Origin of the sequence: Pannonibacter phragmitetus (genome assembly GCF_050510895.1) — a bacterium.
In the GTDB taxonomy this organism is placed as follows: Bacteria; Pseudomonadota; Alphaproteobacteria; order Rhizobiales; family Stappiaceae; genus Pannonibacter; species Pannonibacter phragmitetus_B.
Map to the genome: position 1 here is coordinate 187,923 of NZ_JBNINT010000001.1, position 18,010 is coordinate 205,932.

The 18,010-nt window shown below is 61.7% G+C and carries 15 protein-coding genes, 1 tRNA gene and 4 pseudogenes; 13 read left to right on the forward strand and 7 right to left on the reverse strand.

The features are described 5' to 3' along the window. The first annotated feature begins 66 nt into the window (after positions 1-66). The 5 genes from cpdR (at position 67) to ACQB61_RS00895 (ending at position 2,668) form a co-directional block, all read left to right on the forward strand. A complete protein-coding gene (gene cpdR, locus ACQB61_RS00875; protein WP_019964837.1) occupies positions 67-426 on the forward strand; it encodes a cell cycle two-component system response regulator CpdR in 360 nt (119 codons plus the stop codon). A gap of 159 nt (positions 427-585) precedes the next feature. After that, positions 586-660: transfer RNA gene (locus tag ACQB61_RS00880), tRNA-Val, on the forward strand. Positions 661-823: 163 nt separating this feature from the next. Continuing rightward, complete coding sequence (gene ykgO / locus ACQB61_RS00885; protein ID WP_019964836.1) at positions 824-949, forward strand: type B 50S ribosomal protein L36; 126 nt, start codon at positions 824-826, stop codon at positions 947-949. 57 nt (positions 950-1,006) lie between these two features. After that, complete coding sequence (locus ACQB61_RS00890; RefSeq protein ID WP_430511107.1) at positions 1,007-1,684, forward strand: tetratricopeptide repeat protein; 678 nt, start codon at positions 1,007-1,009, stop codon at positions 1,682-1,684. 51 nt (positions 1,685-1,735) lie between these two features. Next, positions 1,736-2,668, forward strand: coding sequence for an alpha/beta fold hydrolase (locus ACQB61_RS00895; protein ID WP_430511108.1), 933 nt, complete (start codon positions 1,736-1,738; stop codon positions 2,666-2,668). Between the two features lie 101 nt (positions 2,669-2,769). On the opposite strand, the gene pyk is transcribed toward ACQB61_RS00895, so the two are convergent. From pyk to ACQB61_RS00910, 3 genes and pseudogenes are all read right to left on the reverse strand, one after another. Continuing rightward, positions 2,770-4,206, reverse strand: coding sequence for a pyruvate kinase (gene pyk / locus ACQB61_RS00900; protein WP_430511109.1), 1,437 nt, complete (start codon positions 4,204-4,206; stop codon positions 2,770-2,772). Next, complete coding sequence (locus tag ACQB61_RS00905) at positions 4,203-4,664, reverse strand: DUF1036 domain-containing protein (protein ID WP_050472437.1); 462 nt, start codon at positions 4,662-4,664, stop codon at positions 4,203-4,205. The genes pyk and ACQB61_RS00905 overlap by 4 nt, the downstream gene beginning before the upstream one ends. Positions 4,665-4,736: 72 nt before the next feature. After that, positions 4,737-6,039, reverse strand: a pseudogene (locus ACQB61_RS00910) (glycerate kinase type-2 family protein). A 102-nt stretch (positions 6,040-6,141) separates the two neighbouring features. On the opposite strand from ACQB61_RS00910, the pseudogene ACQB61_RS00915 reads away from it, so the two are divergent. The 3 genes and pseudogenes from ACQB61_RS00915 (at position 6,142) to ACQB61_RS00925 (ending at position 7,615) form a co-directional block, all read left to right on the forward strand. Beyond that, positions 6,142-6,931, forward strand: a pseudogene (locus tag ACQB61_RS00915) (N-formylglutamate amidohydrolase). Positions 6,932-6,950: 19 nt separating this feature from the next. After that, the gene (locus ACQB61_RS00920; RefSeq protein WP_430511110.1) at positions 6,951-7,253 is read left to right on the forward strand and encodes a DUF1244 domain-containing protein; all 303 of its coding nucleotides are present in this window, start codon (positions 6,951-6,953) and stop codon (positions 7,251-7,253) included. Positions 7,254-7,351: 98 nt separating this feature from the next. Further along, the gene (locus tag ACQB61_RS00925) at positions 7,352-7,615 is read left to right on the forward strand and encodes a DUF2312 domain-containing protein (protein WP_019964827.1); all 264 of its coding nucleotides are present in this window, start codon (positions 7,352-7,354) and stop codon (positions 7,613-7,615) included. A gap of 124 nt (positions 7,616-7,739) precedes the next feature. On the opposite strand, the gene ACQB61_RS00930 is transcribed toward ACQB61_RS00925, so the two are convergent. The 3 genes and pseudogenes from ACQB61_RS00930 to ACQB61_RS00940 all read right to left on the reverse strand — a co-directional run bounded on the left by ACQB61_RS00930 (position 7,740) and on the right by ACQB61_RS00940 (position 11,302). Beyond that, positions 7,740-8,348, reverse strand: coding sequence for a hypothetical protein (locus tag ACQB61_RS00930; RefSeq protein WP_430511111.1), 609 nt, complete (start codon positions 8,346-8,348; stop codon positions 7,740-7,742). A 194-nt stretch (positions 8,349-8,542) separates the two neighbouring features. Continuing rightward, positions 8,543-9,433 (reverse strand): annotated as a pseudogene (locus ACQB61_RS00935) (DUF882 domain-containing protein); the annotation flags it as partial. A gap of 326 nt (positions 9,434-9,759) precedes the next feature. Beyond that, positions 9,760-11,302 (reverse strand): annotated as a pseudogene (locus ACQB61_RS00940) (sigma-54-dependent transcriptional regulator). A gap of 189 nt (positions 11,303-11,491) precedes the next feature. On the opposite strand from ACQB61_RS00940, the gene ACQB61_RS00945 reads away from it, so the two are divergent. The 5 genes from ACQB61_RS00945 to ACQB61_RS00965 all read left to right on the forward strand — a co-directional run bounded on the left by ACQB61_RS00945 (position 11,492) and on the right by ACQB61_RS00965 (position 16,905). Further along, positions 11,492-13,309 (forward strand): M3 family oligoendopeptidase, encoded by a 1,818-nt coding sequence (locus tag ACQB61_RS00945; protein ID WP_430511112.1) that lies wholly within the window; start codon positions 11,492-11,494, stop codon positions 13,307-13,309. Between the two features lie 36 nt (positions 13,310-13,345). After that, entirely contained in the window at positions 13,346-14,230 is an 885-nt protein-coding gene (locus ACQB61_RS00950) for a heme-dependent oxidative N-demethylase family protein (protein WP_430511113.1), read from the forward strand. A gap of 101 nt (positions 14,231-14,331) precedes the next feature. After that, positions 14,332-15,702: an ABC1 kinase family protein gene (locus ACQB61_RS00955; RefSeq protein WP_430511114.1), complete on the forward strand. Its 1,371-nt coding sequence runs from the start codon at positions 14,332-14,334 to the stop codon at positions 15,700-15,702. 134 nt (positions 15,703-15,836) lie between these two features. After that, the gene (locus ACQB61_RS00960; protein ID WP_430511115.1) at positions 15,837-16,118 is read left to right on the forward strand and encodes an aa3-type cytochrome c oxidase subunit IV; all 282 of its coding nucleotides are present in this window, start codon (positions 15,837-15,839) and stop codon (positions 16,116-16,118) included. 169 nt (positions 16,119-16,287) lie between these two features. Beyond that, on the forward strand, positions 16,288-16,905 hold the full coding sequence (locus ACQB61_RS00965; RefSeq protein WP_430511116.1) for a pseudouridine synthase: 618 nt from the start codon (positions 16,288-16,290) through the stop codon (positions 16,903-16,905). Positions 16,906-16,915: 10 nt separating this feature from the next. On the opposite strand, the gene ACQB61_RS00970 is transcribed toward ACQB61_RS00965, so the two are convergent. Further along, positions 16,916-17,797: a tetratricopeptide repeat protein gene (locus tag ACQB61_RS00970; RefSeq protein ID WP_430511117.1), complete on the reverse strand. Its 882-nt coding sequence runs from the start codon at positions 17,795-17,797 to the stop codon at positions 16,916-16,918. Between the last annotated feature and the right edge of the window lie 213 nt (positions 17,798-18,010).

Consider the following 18,010-nt stretch of genomic DNA (forward strand, 5'->3'; position numbering starts at 1 on the left):
ACTGGCATCGAGCAGCCACCCCCGGCGGTGGTTTTCCTGAGTTTCGGAGTTTGACGGTTGTCCACCATGTCGCGAATCCTTCTGGCGGAAGACGACAATGATATGCGGCGCTTTCTGGCCAAGGCGCTTGAGAACGCCGGCCATGATGTCGTGTCCTTTGATAACGGCAAGAGTGCCTATGAACGCCTGCGGGAAGAGCCTTTCGCTCTTCTGCTGACGGATATCGTCATGCCGGAGATGGACGGCATCGAGCTGGCCCGCCGCGCTACGCAGCTGGACCCGGACCTCAAGGTCATGTTCATCACCGGCTTCGCTGCCGTGGCGTTGAACCCGGATTCAAATGCGCCGAAAGATGCCAAGGTTCTGTCCAAGCCCTTCCATCTGAAGGACCTTGTGCAGGAAGTCGAACGCATGCTGGCAGCCTGAGGGCTGCCGGTCAGCGATGTGGAGAGATGACTTTCCACAGGTCAGTGCCGTCTGAAAAATTGTTTGACGGTTCTGAGATTGGGGTCTTGCACAGTCCGGCGATCCCCGTTATATCGCTGACCACCGCAGCGCTCCGGCGCTTTTGGTTCCGAAGATTTCGGGCGTGTAGCTCAGCGGGAGAGCACTACGTTGACATCGTAGGGGTCACAGGTTCAATCCCTGTCACGCCCACCATTATTGCAGCAGACAAGGCGAGGGCCCGGTTTGCTGCAGGTGAGGAAAGAGGCTTCAGGCGCGATATCCGCGCCGGGGTTTTTGACCAGAAACCGAGTCCATGCGGGCGCCCAGGCGCCCGTTTCTTTGAGTAGAACAGCAGGGCCCTTCCGGGGACAGAACGATGAAGATCAAGAACTCTCTCAAGGCGCTGATGGCCCGTCACCGGGAAAACCGCATGGTTCGCCGTAAGGGCCGCGTCTACATCATCAACAAGAAGAACCCGCGCTTCAAGGCCCGTCAGGGCTGAGCTGCTGGTGCTCGCGGGATCGTGAGCCCCTTCTTGACTTGCAGGATTGACGGCCGCGTGCAGCAAGGTATCCTTGTCAGCATGCGGCTTTTCCTGTTCTACACTTTCCTTCTTGCCCTTCCGCTCCAGCCTTCGCTGGCGCAGGATGTGACGCCCGGTACGCCACCGCCTTCCGCAGAGGATCTCAACACCCTGCCGCCGGAAGGCGAGGAGGATTCGTCCGGTGCCTCAAGGGCGCCTGACGCCCAGGCTGACGAGAAGCCGCTCGACAGCCTCTACCGGGACCTTGCTGCTGCAAAATCGGATAGCGATGCAGCTCCGATAGCGCGCAAGATCCAGAGAGCTCATCTTGAATCCGGCAGCGACACGGTGAACCTCCTGATGGAGCGCGCCGCCATCGCTCTCAGGGCCGAGGATTACGGTCTTGCCCTTGATCTCATGGATGTTGTGCTTCGGCTGAAGCCGGACTTCGCTGAAGCGTGGAACCGGCGGGCGACCATTTACTACGTCAAACGGGAATATGGCCGTTCACTCGCCGACATCGAGCATGTTCTGGCGCTTGAGCCGCGCCACTGGGGCGCTTTGTCCGGTTTGGCGATCATCCAGCGGCAACTGGAACAAAAGGAAAAGGCCCTGGCCACGTTCCGCCGTGTGGCCGAGATTCATCCAGGGCTCGACAGCGCACGTAAAGCTATCGAAGAGCTTGAGACGGAACTGGCCGGCGAACCCATCTGAGGTCTGGCACCATTTTCCTGCCGGTGCACTCAGGCCCAACCGGCTGCCGGAGTGTCGTTGTTGCTGATTGTTCTCGCCGTATTCATTCTGCTCGCCCTCTACACCGAACTTCGCCGCAGGCGCATCAACGCCCGCCATAGACCGGCAGGAACGCTTGGTTTTGTTGATTGTGCACACGTGCACTATGTCCATTGCCGGCCTCCAGCTGTCTCTGGTGATGTTCCACGCCTGCTTTTCATCCATGGCGCGAGTGGAAACCTTCAGGATCTTCACCTCGCCTTTGCCCCGCATTTTGCGGACACGCACGAAATGCTGTTCGTTGACCGGCCGGGCCTTGGTTTCTCCGAACGGAACTTGCCGCCCGATGCATCGCCAAGGGATCAGGCCCGGCGCATTGCGGCGCTCCTGGAGATGCTGAACTTCGGGCCTGCGCTTGTCGTCGGGCATTCCTTTGGCACCTCTGTGGCCGCCGCACTGGCTTTGGAAGCGCCTGACAGAGTGAGGGGGCTCGTGTTTCTTGCCCCCGCCACTCACCCCTGGAATGGCGGCGTCGCGTGGTATTACAAGCTTGCGGCACTGCCAGTGATCGGAGAGCTGTTCTGCCGCACGCTGGCGTTGCCGGCTGCCGAGCGTCTGGCTTCGGCGTCCATGCGCAATGTCTTTGCCCCTGCTGCCGTGCCGGAAGGCTATGACGCGGCCATCGGTGTGGATCTGCTGTTCCGGCCGGAGAGTTTCCGCGCCAATGCCATGGACCTTGCGGCTTTCAACCGCCACCTTGCGGAACAGTCCCGCCACTACGGCCACATCACACAGCCTGCACTCGCCATTACAGGGGATCAGGATACGGTTGTCTGGCCCAGCATTCACTCAAAGGGGCTGGAGCGTGATCTACCCGACTGCCGCCTCATCGAACTGCCTGGCGCCGGTCACATGCCGCAGCACAGCCATACGGATGAAATCGTTGCGCTGATCCGGGGGCTTTAGGGCGGCAGTATCAGGGATAGGCCGTCAGTATGGTTAGCCCGCCCTTCAAACAAAATGGCCCGCCAGAGGCGGGCCATTCGGTGTCTGGTATCTGACTGGCCTTAGAGGCCCGTCTTGCCGTCGCTGCCGACGAAGGCGATGCGCAGCATGTTGGTGGAGCCGGGGGTGCCGAAGGGCACGCCGGCCGTCACGATCACGCGCTGGCCGGGCTTTGCAAAGCCTTCCTGGCTGGCGATCTTGCAGGCGCGGTTCACCATGTCGTTCTCGTCGTTCGCATCCTCGCTGACGACGCAGTGCAGGCCCCAGGCGAGGGCAAGACGGCGCGCCGTGGAGGCAACCGGCGACAGGGCGATAACCGGAGCAGAGCAGCGCTCACGCGCAGCACGCAGGCCCGTGGCGCCCGACGAGGTGTAGCAGACGACGGCGGCAAGGTTCAGCGTTTCGGCGATCTGCCGTGCAGCTGCCGAAATGGCATCGGCGCCGGTGGCTTCCGGCTCGGTACGCTGTGCGTGGATGATGGTGCGGAAGTTCTGATCCGTTTCGACCTGCTGGGCGATCCGGTCCATGGTGCTGACCGCTTCGACCGGGAACTGGCCCGCAGCCGATTCAGCCGACAGCATGATGGCATCGGCGCCTTCGAACACGGCCGTCGCCACGTCCGACACTTCAGCGCGGGTCGGCACCGGAGCGGTGATCATGGATTCCAGCATCTGGGTTGCGACAACCACCGGCTTGCCTGCACGGCGGGCGGCACGGGTGATGCGCTTCTGAAGGCCGGGCACCTGCTCCAGCGGCATTTCCACGCCAAGGTCGCCACGGGCAACCATCAGTGCGTCCGACAGCTCGATGATCTCGGCCAGACGGTCGATGGCCTGCGGCTTCTCGATCTTGGCGAGGATGCCGGCGCGGCCACGCACGATCTTGCGCACTTCTGCGATGTCGTCCGGGCGCTGGATGAAGGACAGGGCGATCCAGTCCACGCTGGTTTCCAGCACGGCAGTCAGGTCGGAGCGGTCCTTGTCGGTGAGAGCGCTCATGCCGATTTCCGAATCCGGAACGCTGACGCCCTTCTTGTCGGACAGCTTGCCGCCCACTTCCACGCGCGTCATGGCACGAGAGGCGGTGCATTCTGTCACTACGAGGCGGATCTTCCCATCATCGAGCAGCAGGCGGTGGCCCGGCTCAAGCGCCTTGAGAATTTCCGGATGGGGCAGATAGACGCGGGTCACGTCGCCAGGAGCAGGGTCGGAGTCCAGCACGAAGGTGGCGCCGTCTTCCAGCATCACCGGGCCTTCGGCGAACTTGCCGACGCGCAGCTTGGGCCCCTGAAGGTCGGCGAGAATGCCGATCGGGCGGCCGACCTTTTCCTCGACGGCGCGGATGCGGCGCACCAGTTCGCGCATCAGATCGTGGTCAGCATGGCTCATGTTGATGCGGAACACGTCCGCGCCGGCCATATACAGCTTCTCGATCATTTCCTGGGTGGATGAGGCCGGTCCCAGAGTTGCAAGAATTTTAACGCGCCGATTTCGCCTCATTGTGCACCCGTTCCCTGTTGTACCGGCTCAGTCAGCTGAACCGTCCAGTTGCTCTGCTCGCCTGTGTCGATCTCGAAAAATCCGGTGCGCTCATAGCCGCGCGCCACACAGTCTTCAATTCCGCGAATCGTGAACTCTTTTTCGCGCGTACACATGTACGCCCGGCCGCCCCATTCGCCAAACTGATCGTAATCGACGGCATAAATGTAATAGTAGCGTGACACAAGTGCTCCCGGCACAAGCGTTTCACAGCTGTTGGCGGCAAGGTTCCACCAGCCTTCGGTGACCCAATCAGTCTTGTCCTTGTATCCGATTGCAACGCCAACGTTGCTTTCGGTCTTATTACACAGACGCAAATCTGCCTTTGCCGTATCGCTGAGGAGAGCAACAGCAACAAAAGCCGCAAATGCAAGAGCTGCACGCGCAAAGCCTGTGCCGGTCCATGCCGGATCTCTCATGCCTCGCGTTCCTTGTCCGTGATCATTAAACCGATTTAATCCGATAATTTGTGAGGACTTTTGCGGCCCGGGTCATGTCCTGTCAATGACAACGGCACGGAAGTCGTTGACATTGGTGAAAGTTGGCCCTGGCGTCAGCAGATCCCCAAGCTTCTCGAAGAAGCTGGTGCTGTCGTTTCTCGCCAGAAATGCGGCAGCATCAAGACCCAGAGCCTGCGCCCGCGAGAGGGTGGACGAGATCAAGCTTGGCACCTGCCGGATCGTCTGCCTCGCCGCGTCCGCCATCGGTGCCGTCCGTATCGCCAGCAACGGCCGAAATGCCTTCCGCGCCTTTCAGGGCATTGGCGAGGGCCAGTGCATATTCCTGGTTCGGTCCGCCCCGGCCACTGCCGCGAATGGTCACCGTCAGTTCCCCGCCGGACAACAGCACGCAGCGGCGGCCACTCTGCTTCAGGTCCATGGCGAGTGCGGCATGAGTGGCTGCAACATCTCGCGCCTCTCCCTCGATGCTGTCGCCCAGAATGATGGTCTCAAAACCGGCAGCCTCCGCCACGCGCTTCGCGGCTTCGATGGACTGCATCGGCGTTGCCACCAGAGTATAGGCACTGCCTTCAAAGGCGGCGTCACCGGGCTTCACACTTTCGTTAGCCGGATCATTCAGCGCAGCGCGAATGGAGGGCAGCAGCTCTATGCCGCGGGCAAGGCAAAGGCCGCGGGCGTGCTGCAGCGTTGTCGGGTCCGGTACTGTGGGGCCGGAGGCAATCACCGCCGGATCGTCATGCGGCACGTCTGAGACGGCAAGTGTCGTCAGCCGGGCATTTGGATGGATCGCCTTGGCAAGGCGGCCGCCCTTGATGCGGGAGAGGTGTTTGCGGATGGTGTTGATCTCGTCGATCGTTGCTCCGGAACGCAGCAGCGCCTTTGTGAGCGCTTGCTTGTCTGCCAGGGAGACGCCTTCAGCCGGAGCAATCCAGTTGGCGGAACCGCCGCCGGAGAGCAGCACCACCACGTGGTCACCTGCCTTAGCGTTGCGGGCAAGCTCAAGGCAGCGGAGTGTTGCTGCGACGCCCGCCTCATCGGGAACGGGGTGACCGGCCTCGATCAATTCGATGGTGCCTGTGGGCCGCGCATAGCCATGGCGGGTAACACCGAGCCCCAGAAGCCGGTCCGGTCCCAGCCCCAGCTTCTCACGGTAGTGGTGTTCCGCCGCCTCAAGCATGGAGCCTGCCGCCTTTCCTGCCGCCAGCAGCACAATCCGGCCGTTCTCTTCAGGTTCAGGCAAATGCGGGGGAAGGCACTGTCCAGGCAGTGCAGCATCAACGGCTGCCTGAAACAAGGTTTCGAGAAAGGAAGCAGTGTGCGTTGCGACGGGCATCGAAAACCTGTTGGTAGAGGCGCCTCTATGTTCTATTCCTTACGCAAGCGATCCGCTTGCGTCACCCGAATTGCGCATCCTCTCAACAATCATCCCCGAGCAATGCACTTGAACCCTTCCGCATTTGAACCTGTCGAAGCGATTGACGGGAATCTCGCCTGCGGGCTGCTGCTGCTGTGCGATCACGCCCGCAACAGCCTGCCGCCCGAATATGGCGATCTTGGCCTGCCTGCTGCACAGTTCGAACGCCACATCGCCTATGACATTGGCGTGCGGCCGCTGACGCTGGAACTGGCGCGGCGCCTGTCGGCTCCGGCGCTGATGACCACCTTCTCGCGCCTGCTGATCGATCCGAACCGGGGGAAGACGATCCCACGCTGGTGATGCGCCTGTCTGATGGCGCCGTCGTGCTGGGCAATGCCTGCCATGATGCGGCAGAGCGGGAACGGCGCATTGCGCTCTATCACCGGCCCTATCATGACCGCATCGCCGCCACTCTGGATGCGATGCTTGAAGCTGCCGCGCCTCCTGTCGTCGTGTCGATCCACAGCTATACGCCGGTCTGGCGCGGCACCCCCGGCCCTGGCATGCAGGGCTGTTGTGGGACAAGGATCCGCGTGCGGTGACGCCTGTCTTGGAGGCCCTGTCTGCGGATGGAACGCTGGTCGTGGGAGACAATGAGCCCTACGATGGGGCCCTGAAAAACGACACAATGTACCGCCACTGCACCCGGCGCGGCCTTGCCCATGTGTTGATCGAGGTCCGGCAGGATCTGATCGGGGATGAGGCGGGTGTGCTGGAGTGGGCTGACCGGTTGGAGCCAATTCTGCGCAGCTTGATGGGGATGCCTGATCTGCGCCAGATCCAGCACTACGGCTCGCGAGCGGACTGAAACAAGCGGAGAGACACAGATGGATCTTGATGCAGCAACGCAGGAAAAGCTGGAGGCGGCGGCCTTCCGCCGGCTGGTGGAGCACCTGCGCAAGCGCACCGATGTGCAGAACATCGACATGATGAACCTCGCTGGCTTTTGCCGCAATTGCCTGTCCAACTGGATGACGGAAGAAGCTGGCAAAGCTGGCGCGTCCCTGAGCAAGGACGAGGCAAGGGAGCTTGTCTACGGCATGCCGTATGACGACTGGAAGCGGCTCCACCAGCGCGAGGCGACCGCGGAACAGAAGGCAGCCTTCGAGGCCAGCCGTCCGGAGCATTGATCCGTCTTCAAACTTTGGGACTTCCCATCAAGCGCCGCTTGACCCGGCCTTCAGGCCGTGGCAGGGCAGGCGCAATTCAAAACTGAAGGAGTGCTAGCATGTCAGATCCGGGTGGCGTTGCCGCAGACCAGCTCAGGGCGTTTATCGAGCGTATCGAGCGCCTTGAGGAAGAGAAGAAGGTGATCTCCGATGACATCAAGGATGTCTATGCGGAGGCCAAGGGCAACGGCTTTGACGTCAAGATTCTGCGCAAGGTGATTTCCCTGCGCAAGAAGCAGCCGCATGAGCGTGAGGAAGAGGAAGCAATCCTCGACCTGTACCTCCAGGCTCTGGGCATGTCGGCCTACGCCGGTAACGGCTGAGCGGCTTGGCACAGACATCACGGGCGGCTTCGGCCGCCCGTTTCTTTTCCGGTGGTAGCCGGACATGAAAAGAGCGGCCTCATGGGGCCGCTCTTCTTGTTTCAAGTCTGCGCTTGTCCGGTAGTCAGCGCGTGTAGATCACCGGGAGCACCGCGACGGCTGTTCCGGAGAAGCGGTCGGCGCGGATGTCCTGCGGGGCTGCTGTCGTGAAGCCGTTCTTCAGGAAGCGGTTACCCGGCTCCAGCAGCTCGGTGAGCTTACGCTGGTTGGGGTGGCTCATCTTCGCGAAGGTGCCTGTGCGCAGGGTCGATTCAGCCGAGATGATCTCCGGCGATGTCTTGTCCGGTGCGCGGGCAAAGCCTGCCAGCGGGTCCTTGATCTGTGCCGGAACAATGCCAGCCAGCGTTGCTGCAGGTTTGGACGGCTTCTTCTTGTCGCGTGCCATCTTCGCGGCAGCCTCGGCAGCCTTGGCGCGCAGAACATCCTGCGTGCTTGGCTGCGGCTGGGTGGCTGCCTGAGAGGCGTAGGCAAGCGCCGTTGCGGCCAGATGGGGCTTGGGAGCAGGCTGTGTTCCGGTCGCAGCAAGGATCGCGGCAACAGGGTCGTTCGCCCGTGCTATCGCGCTCGCAGCTGCGGTCTGCGGTTTGGCATGCGGTACGGCCACAAGCGCAGCCTGCTGCACTGCAGCCTGGGTTACGGCAACAGGTTGCCGCAGCGCCTCATCCGCATTCACCCCGCCAGCAGCAGCTTCTGCGACCTGGAACGGAATGTTGGAAGGCTCGCGCAGTTCTTCAGGCTTGCCCTTCGGGGTGACGGCAGCGGTGATAACAGGTGCTTCTGCAGCGGGGGCGGAGCGCGCTCGGGAGCCGGGGCAGGCGTTGCCACCGGTGTCGCGGCCGGAGTGCCGCGTGCAGCGACTGCACCCGGACGGACCTGAGCTGGAGCTTCATCCGGTTCCGCGGCAGCCTGTTCGATATCGTCATCCTCGCCCGAGAACAGCGCAGTCAGGAAATTGCCGCCCTTGGAAACCTGACGGACGGGGCGCCCATCATCGCCGGAGGTCAGCGTCTGACCCCGGGTGTTCATGCGGCTGCTGCTGCCGCCTTCGTCGTCGTCGGATGCGCTGGCAACAACAATAGGTGCGGACCGCTTGCCGGACTTCAGCTCGGCGAGCGCCTGCTGGTAACCGGGCATCGGCTTGCCGTCGGACGGAATGTGAATGGTCTTGCCATCCGGGAACACCTTGGCCAGCTGCTGGCGGTTCATCTTCGGCCAGTGGCGGACGCTGCCGGTGTCCATGTGAACGAAGGGAGAGCCGGATGTCGGATAGAAGCCAACGCCGCCCACCTGCTTGCGCAGGCCCGTGGCGCGCAGGGTGGCAAGGTCAACGCCGGGGATGAAGAAGTCCATCGCCTTGCCAAGCATGTGCTGGCTTTTCTGGGCGACGCCGCGCGAACGGGAGCGGAGCATGTTGTTGGTCGCCGGAGAGCGGTAGCTCGACACCACGTTGATGTAATCGCGCCCGCCCACCTGCTGGTAGACTTCCCACACCAGATCCAGCAGCTTCGGATCGATGTTGGTAATCTCGTTACGGCGCCAATCACGCAGGAAGCGGTTCGCATCCCGAAGACCGCCCGGAATGAACCGGCCGTTCTTCTTGAACGTGATTTGAACTCTTTCCTTGGTGTGCACGTTATAGAGCTTGAGGGTGCGGGTTTCGGCATGTGCGGATGACAGGCCGGGCGCAACCAGGGCAGGCGCAAGGAGCATGGCGCCAAAAACACAAACGAGCGCCGCAAGGCGCTTCAGCAGGGTCATGGCGTTGTCTCGGGCAAACCGTGTACGCAAATCACTTCTCGCATTCTGTCGGCCTGGCGGCCGGAACTTCCCCCGATGATGAAGGAGACGTTACCGGCGCGAGGTTAAGAAGTTTTTACCGTGATTTCATTTCACGGACCATAGTGACGAATCTGCAACGAGGAATCCAGCCCTTGTTTCTGCGTATGCCGCGTTTGGTAACTGGCTGATTCCCATTGTCTTGTCCTCTCGATGCAGGCTCAACCGCGGGCCCCTGCTGGCGTGACGCTCGAAAACGGCGTCGTCAAACTTGTGTTGACAGGTGCGATTATGCCGCAGCCGCGCCGTCACATGTCTCCGCTCTGGTCCGTTCCGTCCTCCAGACCATAATCCTTAAGTTTTCTGTACAAGGTAGAGCGGCCGATTCCTAGCCGCTTCGCCACCTCCGTCATCCGGCCGCCGTAATGGCTGATCGCGGTACGGATCATATCTTCCTCGACGGCTGTCAGGCTGCGCAAATGGCCATCATCGTCGAGACTGCGCAGGAAGCCATACGGAGTGCTTGTGGCAGATTGATGATGCGGCGGAGCAGTTTGATCGGTCTGTGGAGTATTTGTGGAAAAAGTTGCTGCGCCGCCGCCGGCGGGTGACGGGCTGGCAGCTGCGCCTCGCAGTTCTGGCACGGGCAGAGGATGATCAAGCGCGGCTGCGACCTGGGGAAATCCTCAGGTACAAGCTGATCGCCATCGCACAGAACCATGGCGCGGAAGATCGTGTTCTCCAGCTGGCGGATATTGCCGGGCCAGGTGTAGGCCTGCAGCAGAGCCAGCGCCTCGGCCGAGATGCCCCGCACCTGCGGCTTGCCTTCCTCAGCGGCAAAGCGTGCAAGGAAATGCCGGGCCAAGGCCGGAATATCCTCGATACGGTCGCGCAGCGGCGGGATCCAGATCGGGAAGACATTCAGCCGGTAATAGAGATCCTCGCGGAAGCCGCCTTCCTTCACCAGGTCCAGCAGGCGGCGGTTGGTGGCCGAGATGAGGCGGAAGTCCACTTTGACCGGCCGGCGCGCGCCAATGGGGTCGATCTCCCCTTCCTGTAATGCACGCAGCAGCTTGACTTGCACTTCCATGGGCAGCTCGCCCACTTCATCAAGGAACAGCGTGCCGCCATGGGCCTCCTGGAACTTGCCGACATGCTTGTCGACAGCGCCGGTGAAGGCGCCTTTCTCGTGGCCGAAGAGGATCGATTCCACCAGATTGTCCGGAATGGCACCGCAGTTCACGGTCACGAAGGGACGGGATTTCCGGTCGCTGGTGCCCTGGATGGCACGGGCGATCAGTTCCTTGCCGACGCCGCTTTCCCCTCGATCAGGATCGGGATATTGGATGACGCGGCGCGCTGTCCAAGCCGCAGCACGCGCTCCATGGCCCCCGAACGGGTGATGATTTCGTTGAAGGTGAGCGTGCCGGACGCCCGTCTATGCAGGCGGGTGATTTCGCTTTCGAGTGCCGAGACCTTCATCAGGTTGCGGATGGAGACTTCCAGCCGCTCCGCCGAGACGGGCTTGACGACGAAGTCCTGTGCACCGGCATTCATGGCATTGACGACAGTGTCGATCCCGCCGTGGGCTGTTTGCATGATCACCGGCACGGCAATCTTTTGGGCGCGCATCTGGCGCAATGCGCCAAGGCCGTCCAGCTCCGGCATTACCATGTCCATGACGACGAGGTCGATGTCGGCGCCCTCTGCGCCCGTCATGACCTTCAGCGCCTCTGCGCCGTTTTCGGCCAGCTTCACCCTGTAACCAAAGCGGGTGATGGCCTCCTGCAACAGGCGGCGCTGGATCGGGTCGTCATCCACGACAAGAATGCGTCCGCTGGCTGCTACCATTTTACGTCCCGGCCTCGGCTGTCTCAATTCGGGCCATCATTCGCAGCCGCAAGTAAACAAATCGTCCATAATCATGGCGCCATTCGAGAGAATGATGATTGCTTGTGACGGGGTTTGGGCCCTAATTTCAACAAGCACAGTCTTGCAGACATGTCTTTGACGCATCGCACGGATGCAACCGGAGGATTTATGAAGGGTTTTGAAGCCGCCAGCTCCCACGCAGCCGCAACAGGGCTGGGCGACTTGCCGGAATGGGATCTCACAGACCTTTATCCGGCACTTGACGCGCCGCAGGTTCAGGCAGATCTCGCTGCGGCACTCGAGCGCTCCCGTCAGTTTGAGGGTGCTTACAAGGGGCATCTGGCAAGGCTTGCTGCCGAAGACCGTGACGGGCTTCTGGCTGCGATCCAGTCCTTCGAGGATCTGGAGGATCTGCTCGGTAAGCTGATTTCCTTCGCGGGCCTCGTTTATGCCGGTAACACCACCGATCCGGTCCGCCAGAAATTCTATGGTGATGTGCAGGAAAAGATCACGTCAGCCAGTTCTCACCTTCTGTTCTTCACGCTGGAGATCAACTCCATCGATGATGCGGTGATTGAAGCGGCGCTGGAAGATCCGGGCCTGAAACATTACCGCCCGTGGTTTGAGGATCTGCGCAAGGAAAAGCCGTTCCAGCTGGAAGACCGGGTGGAGCAGCTGTTCCACGAGAAGTCCGTCACCGGGCGCGGTGCCTGGAACCGGCTGTTTGATGAGACGATCGCTTCTCTCCGTTTCACGGTTGGCGGGGAGAGTCTTGCCATCGAGCAGGTGCTGAACCTGTTGCAGGATGCCGATCCGGCAAGGCGCAAGGCCGCCTCCGATGCGCTGGCCGTGACCTTTAAGGCGAACCTGCGGGTCTTCACGCTGATCACCAACACGCTGGCCAAGGACAAGGAAATCTCCGACCGCTGGCGCAAGTTCCAGGATATTGCCGACAGCCGCCACCTGGCCAACCGGGTGGAGCGCGAGGTGGTGGATGCCATGGTTGCTGCCGTGCGTGATGCCTATCCGCGCCTGTCGCACCGCTATTATGCGCTCAAGGCCCGCTGGCTTGGCATGGACAAGCTGAACCATTGGGACCGCAACGCACCGCTGCCGAAGGCGGACAACAGGGTCATTCCCTGGAGCGAGGCACGCGATACGGTGCTTGCAGCCTATGCTGGTTTTTCGCCCGAGATGGCCGAGATCGCGCAGCGCTTCTTCGACAAGGGCTGGATCGACGCGCCCGCGCGCGATGGCAAGGCACCGGGTGCCTTTGCCCATCCCACCGTGCCGAGCGCGCATCCCTATGTGCTGGTCAACTATCTGGGCAAGACGCGGGACGTGATGACGCTGGCCCATGAGCTGGGCCATGGTGTGCACCAGGTGCTGGCCGCCCCCAACGGCCCGCTGATGGCGCCGACGCCGTTGACGCTGGCCGAAACGGCAAGTGTCTTTGGCGAGATGCTGACCTTCCGCTCTCTGCTGGACAAGGCCGAGGACAAGCGCACCCGCAAGATCATGCTCGCTTCTAAGGCTGAGGACATGATCAACACGGTGGTGCGGCAGATCGCCTTCTACAGCTTCGAGCGCCGTATCCATTCCGAACGGCGGAACGGGGAGCTGACAGCGGAGCGGATCGGTGAGATCTGGATGGATGTTCAGCGCGAGAGCCTTGGACCCGCCATCAATCTGGGCGAAGGTTATGAGACCTTCTGGACCTATATTCCGCACTTCATCCATTCGCCCTTCTACGTCTATGCCTATGCTTTCGGCGATTGCCTCGTGAATTCGCTCTATGCGGTTTACGAGGAGGCTGAGGCCGGATTCCAGCAGAAGTACTTTGACCTCCTGAAGGCTGGTGGCACCAAACACCATTCGGAGCTGCTGGCGCCCTTTGGCCTCGATGCCAGCGATCCGGGCTTCTGGAAGAAGGGCCTGTCGGTGATCGAACGCATCATCGACGAGTTGGAAGAAATGGAAGACTGAGATTCAGTCTCGCTGTCTGCAAAGTGAGGAGAGGGGATGTTCCGTTACACGCCTTATGACGGGTCGAAGCGTCCCTTCTCCATTGGTCTGGAACCGGTGCCGCAAGAGCGCTGGTTCGATCCGGACGAGCGCTTTGCCGAACAGCTGGCGCGAAAGCGCGAGTTGATGGCAACTGTGCCGGATGTGGTGATCCACAGCGAGCCGGAGACGCTGCCTGCACAGGCAGAAGCCTTTGCACTTATGGCCGCGCACTTGCCTGCGGCGCATCCTGGTCTTTACCGGGCTGAGGGCAGCGGGATTGCCTTGGTGGCGGATGGCACGGCCTTTCACATGCAGGAAGCCGAGCCACCGTTGCAGACTGTCAGCCGTGCCGTACAGGAAGATCTGGTGCTGATGCGCAAGGGAGAGGGCGGCTGGCGGCTGGCTGCAGCCTCGCTGTGCTTCCCGTCCTCCTGGTCGCTCGCAGCCAAGGCCTCCCGGCCTATGGCTGAGATCCATGAGCATGTGCCCGGTTATGCCGGACGCATGGGGCAGACGATTGACCGCATCTTCGACAATCTGAAGCCCGGCCAGCTTGTGGCGCGGCTTAATTGGTCAGTCTATGACAGTCCGGAGCTGCATCATTCCCGCCCCAAGCAGATGTCACCGCAAATGGCGGAAGGTGAGGGGGCGATGCTGGCGGGGGCCTTCATCCGGGTGGAGCGGCAAACTCTTTCACGGCTTCCGGAAAGCGGGGATCTGCTGTTCACCGTCAAGATCCATCACGATCCCCTGCGGCTTCTGACGGCACAGCCACGGGCGCGGGAATTGGCCGCAGGGTTGGCGGAGCAGCTTGGAGGCCTCGATGAGGCGCAATTGCGCTACAAGGGCCTGATGGTGCACCGCGACCAGCTTGTCGCAGATCTCGCCAGTGTCCGTTGACAGCCGGCCTTTCGTGACGGGGATTGGCGATGTGACTTGCTGAAAGGTGCCAGCGTCCCATATGGGAGCAGGACAGAAGTTCAGCATGTCAGGAAGCCTTGATGTCCGCAGGTAATGACAGGGAAGCCAACCGGTTTTCCGCGCGTGTTGGCCGCTACGCCCGTGTGGGCACCAATGTGGGCGGTGTTGCCGCCAAGCTGGCGGGGGCCAAGCTCTTCGGTCTTGCGGCGGACAACAGGAAGGACGCAGAGAGCCTTGCTGCTGCGCTGGGCGGCCTGAAGGGGCCGCTGATGAAGGTGGCGCAGCTTCTGTCCACCATTCCCGATCTGCTGCCGCCTGAATATGCTGCGGAGCTTGCAAAGCTTCAGGCCAATGCCCCGCCGATGGGCTGGGCTTTCGTCAAGCGCCGCATGCGCGCCGAACTGGGGGCTGACTGGGAGAAGCGTTTCGCCATTTTTGAAAAGGAGCCTGCGGCGGCAGCGTCCCTGGGGCAGGTGCACCGGGCGGAGGGGCTGGATGGCCGCGCGCTGGCCTGCAAGCTGCAATATCCCGACATGGCCTCTGCGGTCGAGGCGGATCTGAGCCAGCTTTCCGTGCTGTTCTCCCTGCACCGGCGCATGCAATCGGCCATCGATACTCGCGAAATTGCCAAGGAAATCGGCGAGCGGCTGCGCGAGGAACTTGATTATCAGCGCGAGGCGCAGCAGATGGCGGTCTACCGCACCATCTTCAGGGACGAGCCGCGCATCCGCGTGCCTGAAGTGGTGCCGGAGCTTTCGACAAGCCGCTTGCTGACCATGGGCTGGCTGGAGGGCGGGCCGCTGCTCAGCTGGAAGGATGCGGATCTGGAGACGCGCAACCGGCTGGCCTCCACCATGTTCCATGCCTGGTGGCATCCTTTCAGCCATTTCGGTGTCATCCATGGCGATCCGCACCTTGGCAATTACACTGTGTTTCAGGAGAACGGCGAGGCGGCTGGCATCAACCTGCTCGACTATGGCTGCATCCGCATCTTCCCGCCTGCCTTTGTCGAAGGCGTGGTGGATCTCTATCTGGGTCTTCTGCATGAGGACGAAGCGCGGGTTGTCTCGGCCTATGAGCGCTGGGGCTTCAAGGGGCTGACGCGGGAGCTGATTGATGTGCTGAACATCTGGGCCCGGTTCATCTATGGCCCGCTCTTGACTGACCGCGTGCGCTCGATCGCTGATGGCGTGAGCCCCTCCGAATATGGCCGCAAGGAAGCTTTCCGCGTCCAGCAGGCACTGAAAAAGCTTGGACCGGTGACCGTGCCGCGCGAGTTCGTCTTCATGGACCGCGCCGCTATCGGCCTTGGCGGGGTGTTCCTGCATCTGCGCGCCGAGCTGAATTTCTTCCGCCTATTCAACGAACAGATCGACGGCTTCAAGGTGGAAACGGTCGCCGCCCGTCAGGCGGCCGCCCTGGCAAGTGCAGGACTTGCGGCAGTGGAGTGAGGTGATACGGCAAGCTATTTCTGTGCAAGGCCTCACCCCTTCAACCTCATATCTTTGCACCACAGGGCTTGACTGACAGCGCCGGTCGTGAGAGCGATGCAGGCAGTATAGGATGACCGGAACCGGGGAATCTGATGTCCAACACCACTTCTTCTTCGATGGACTACGCCGAGCACGAGCGGACCTACGAAGGCTTTATCAACGCTTCGAAGATCGGAACGATCTCGGTCATGTCCATCGTGCTGACGCTGCTCATGTTCGCCTTTGGCGGAACGGCTGCGCTGGTTCTCGGCTGGATCATGCTGATCGCCAATCTGGTGAGCGTCGGCATCGGCTTTGCGCTTGGCGAAAAGGGCTGGATCCCGCCTGCCGCCGTCTTCGCGCTGACGGGCGTTCTGGCGGTCCTGACCGTCTGATCCATTCCTTTCGGGATACTGCAAGGCCCGCAGCCCACGCTGCGGGTCTTGTCATGTCCGGGTGGTGCTGCCCGCGGCTTTTTCTTGCAAATGCGCATGCGCCGCGCCATACGCTCTGGCATGGACCAGAGCCAGCCACTCCCCTTGATTACACGCCGCCGCAAGGCCCTTGCAGATCCTGTTTCAGGACCGCGATGTGCTTGTCGTGGTCAAGCCGCATGGGCTCCTCAGCGTGACCGGCAAGGGCGAAGGGCGCGATGACAGCCTTGCTACCCGCGTGTCGCGGATGGTGCGCGGGGCGCGGATCGTCCACCGGCTTGATCTGGACACCTCAGGCATCATGGTCATGGGGCTGAATGCGGAAGCGCACCGGCAGCTTTCGATGCAGTTCGAGCGGCGCGAGACGGACAAGGCCTATGTCGCGCTGGTCTATGGTCATGTCAAAGCAGATGCGGGTGAGGTGAACCTGCCGCTTATCGTCGACTGGCCGAACCGGCCGAAGCAGAAGATCTGTTTTGAGGAAGGCCGACCTGCGGTGACCTTGTGGCGCAACGGCGGAATTGAGGGTGATGTCACCCGAATGCTGCTGACGCCGATTACCGGCCGTTCGCACCAGCTGCGGGTGCATATGCTCAGCCTCGGCCATCCCATCATTGGCGACAGCCTTTATGCCCACGAGGAAGCGCGCAAAGTTTCTCCGCGTCTGGCGTTGCATGCACAGATGCTTGAGTTCACGCATCCGGTGACGGGCGAACGCCTGCGGTTCGAGGCGCCCGCGCCGTTCTGATGGGTGAGCGTTAGCGTGAGGCTGTCTGCTGCGCGCGCTGGGCGCGGCCCAGGCCTTCGCGGGCAAGGTCGTTGTTGCTGTCGAGGCCGAGCGCCCGGTTGTAGCTGCGCACAGCGTCGGTGTACTTGCCCTGCATTTCCAGTGCGACGCCGCGCCCGGCCCAGGCCATGGCTGAGTTCTTGTCCAGGTTGACCGCTTCTGACAGATCCGCGAGGCCAGCCGCCGGATCGTTGATCTTCAGATAGGAAATGCCGCGCGCCGTGTAGGGTTCTTCCGCCTTGGGGTTCAGCACGATGGCCGTCGAGAAATCTTCGATGGCAAAGGTGTGCTGCCCCTGCGCCTGATAGATCAGGCCACGGTTGTGAAAGGCGCGGGCGTCGTAGGAGTTGCGGCGGATCGCCTCGTCAAAGTCGCGCAGGGCCTCATTGTAGCGGCCCATCAGCCGGTAGGTGTTGCCACGGCCGATCAGGGCGGTGTCATAGGCCGGGTTGATGCGCAGCGCCCGGTCGTAGTCGGCAATGGCGTTGGGCATGTTGCCCCTGCGGCGCTCCACCAGCGCACGGTTGGCGAACGCCTGATAGGAGTTGGGATCCAGCTTCAGCGCGGCGTTGAAGTCTTCCATCGCCTTGTCGAGACGTCCCGCCTGACCAAAGGCAATGCCGCGCGTGTTGTAGGCGCTGGCATCACGCGGGTTCGACTGGATCACTGCACTCAAGGAATCGATATTGGCACTGGAGCCGGCCGCCCGGTCGATCGGGACATTGGAATAGATGTCCGAGGTCTGGCACGCCGCCAGAACAAGGCAGAGCGCAGCTGTGCCTGTCAGCCGTACAGCCAGCCTGGCCATCAGCCGCGTGCCGGTACGAGGAAGAATGCCTTCAAAATCGCCCATCCAAATCATCCGTCCTGATGCAGAGGCCTCCTGGAGGCTTCACCCTGCCGTCTCTGATACGCTTTGACAATGCCAGTCTTGCGCATCTGCCGTAAGGTTCTTGCAGACTTGCGCAAACACGAAAAGACCGGCCAGGATTCCAGCCGGTCTTTTACAAGGGGTTACAGCACTGCTGTAGATGGGCGTTGCACGCCTGGCCGGTGTTTCACCGGC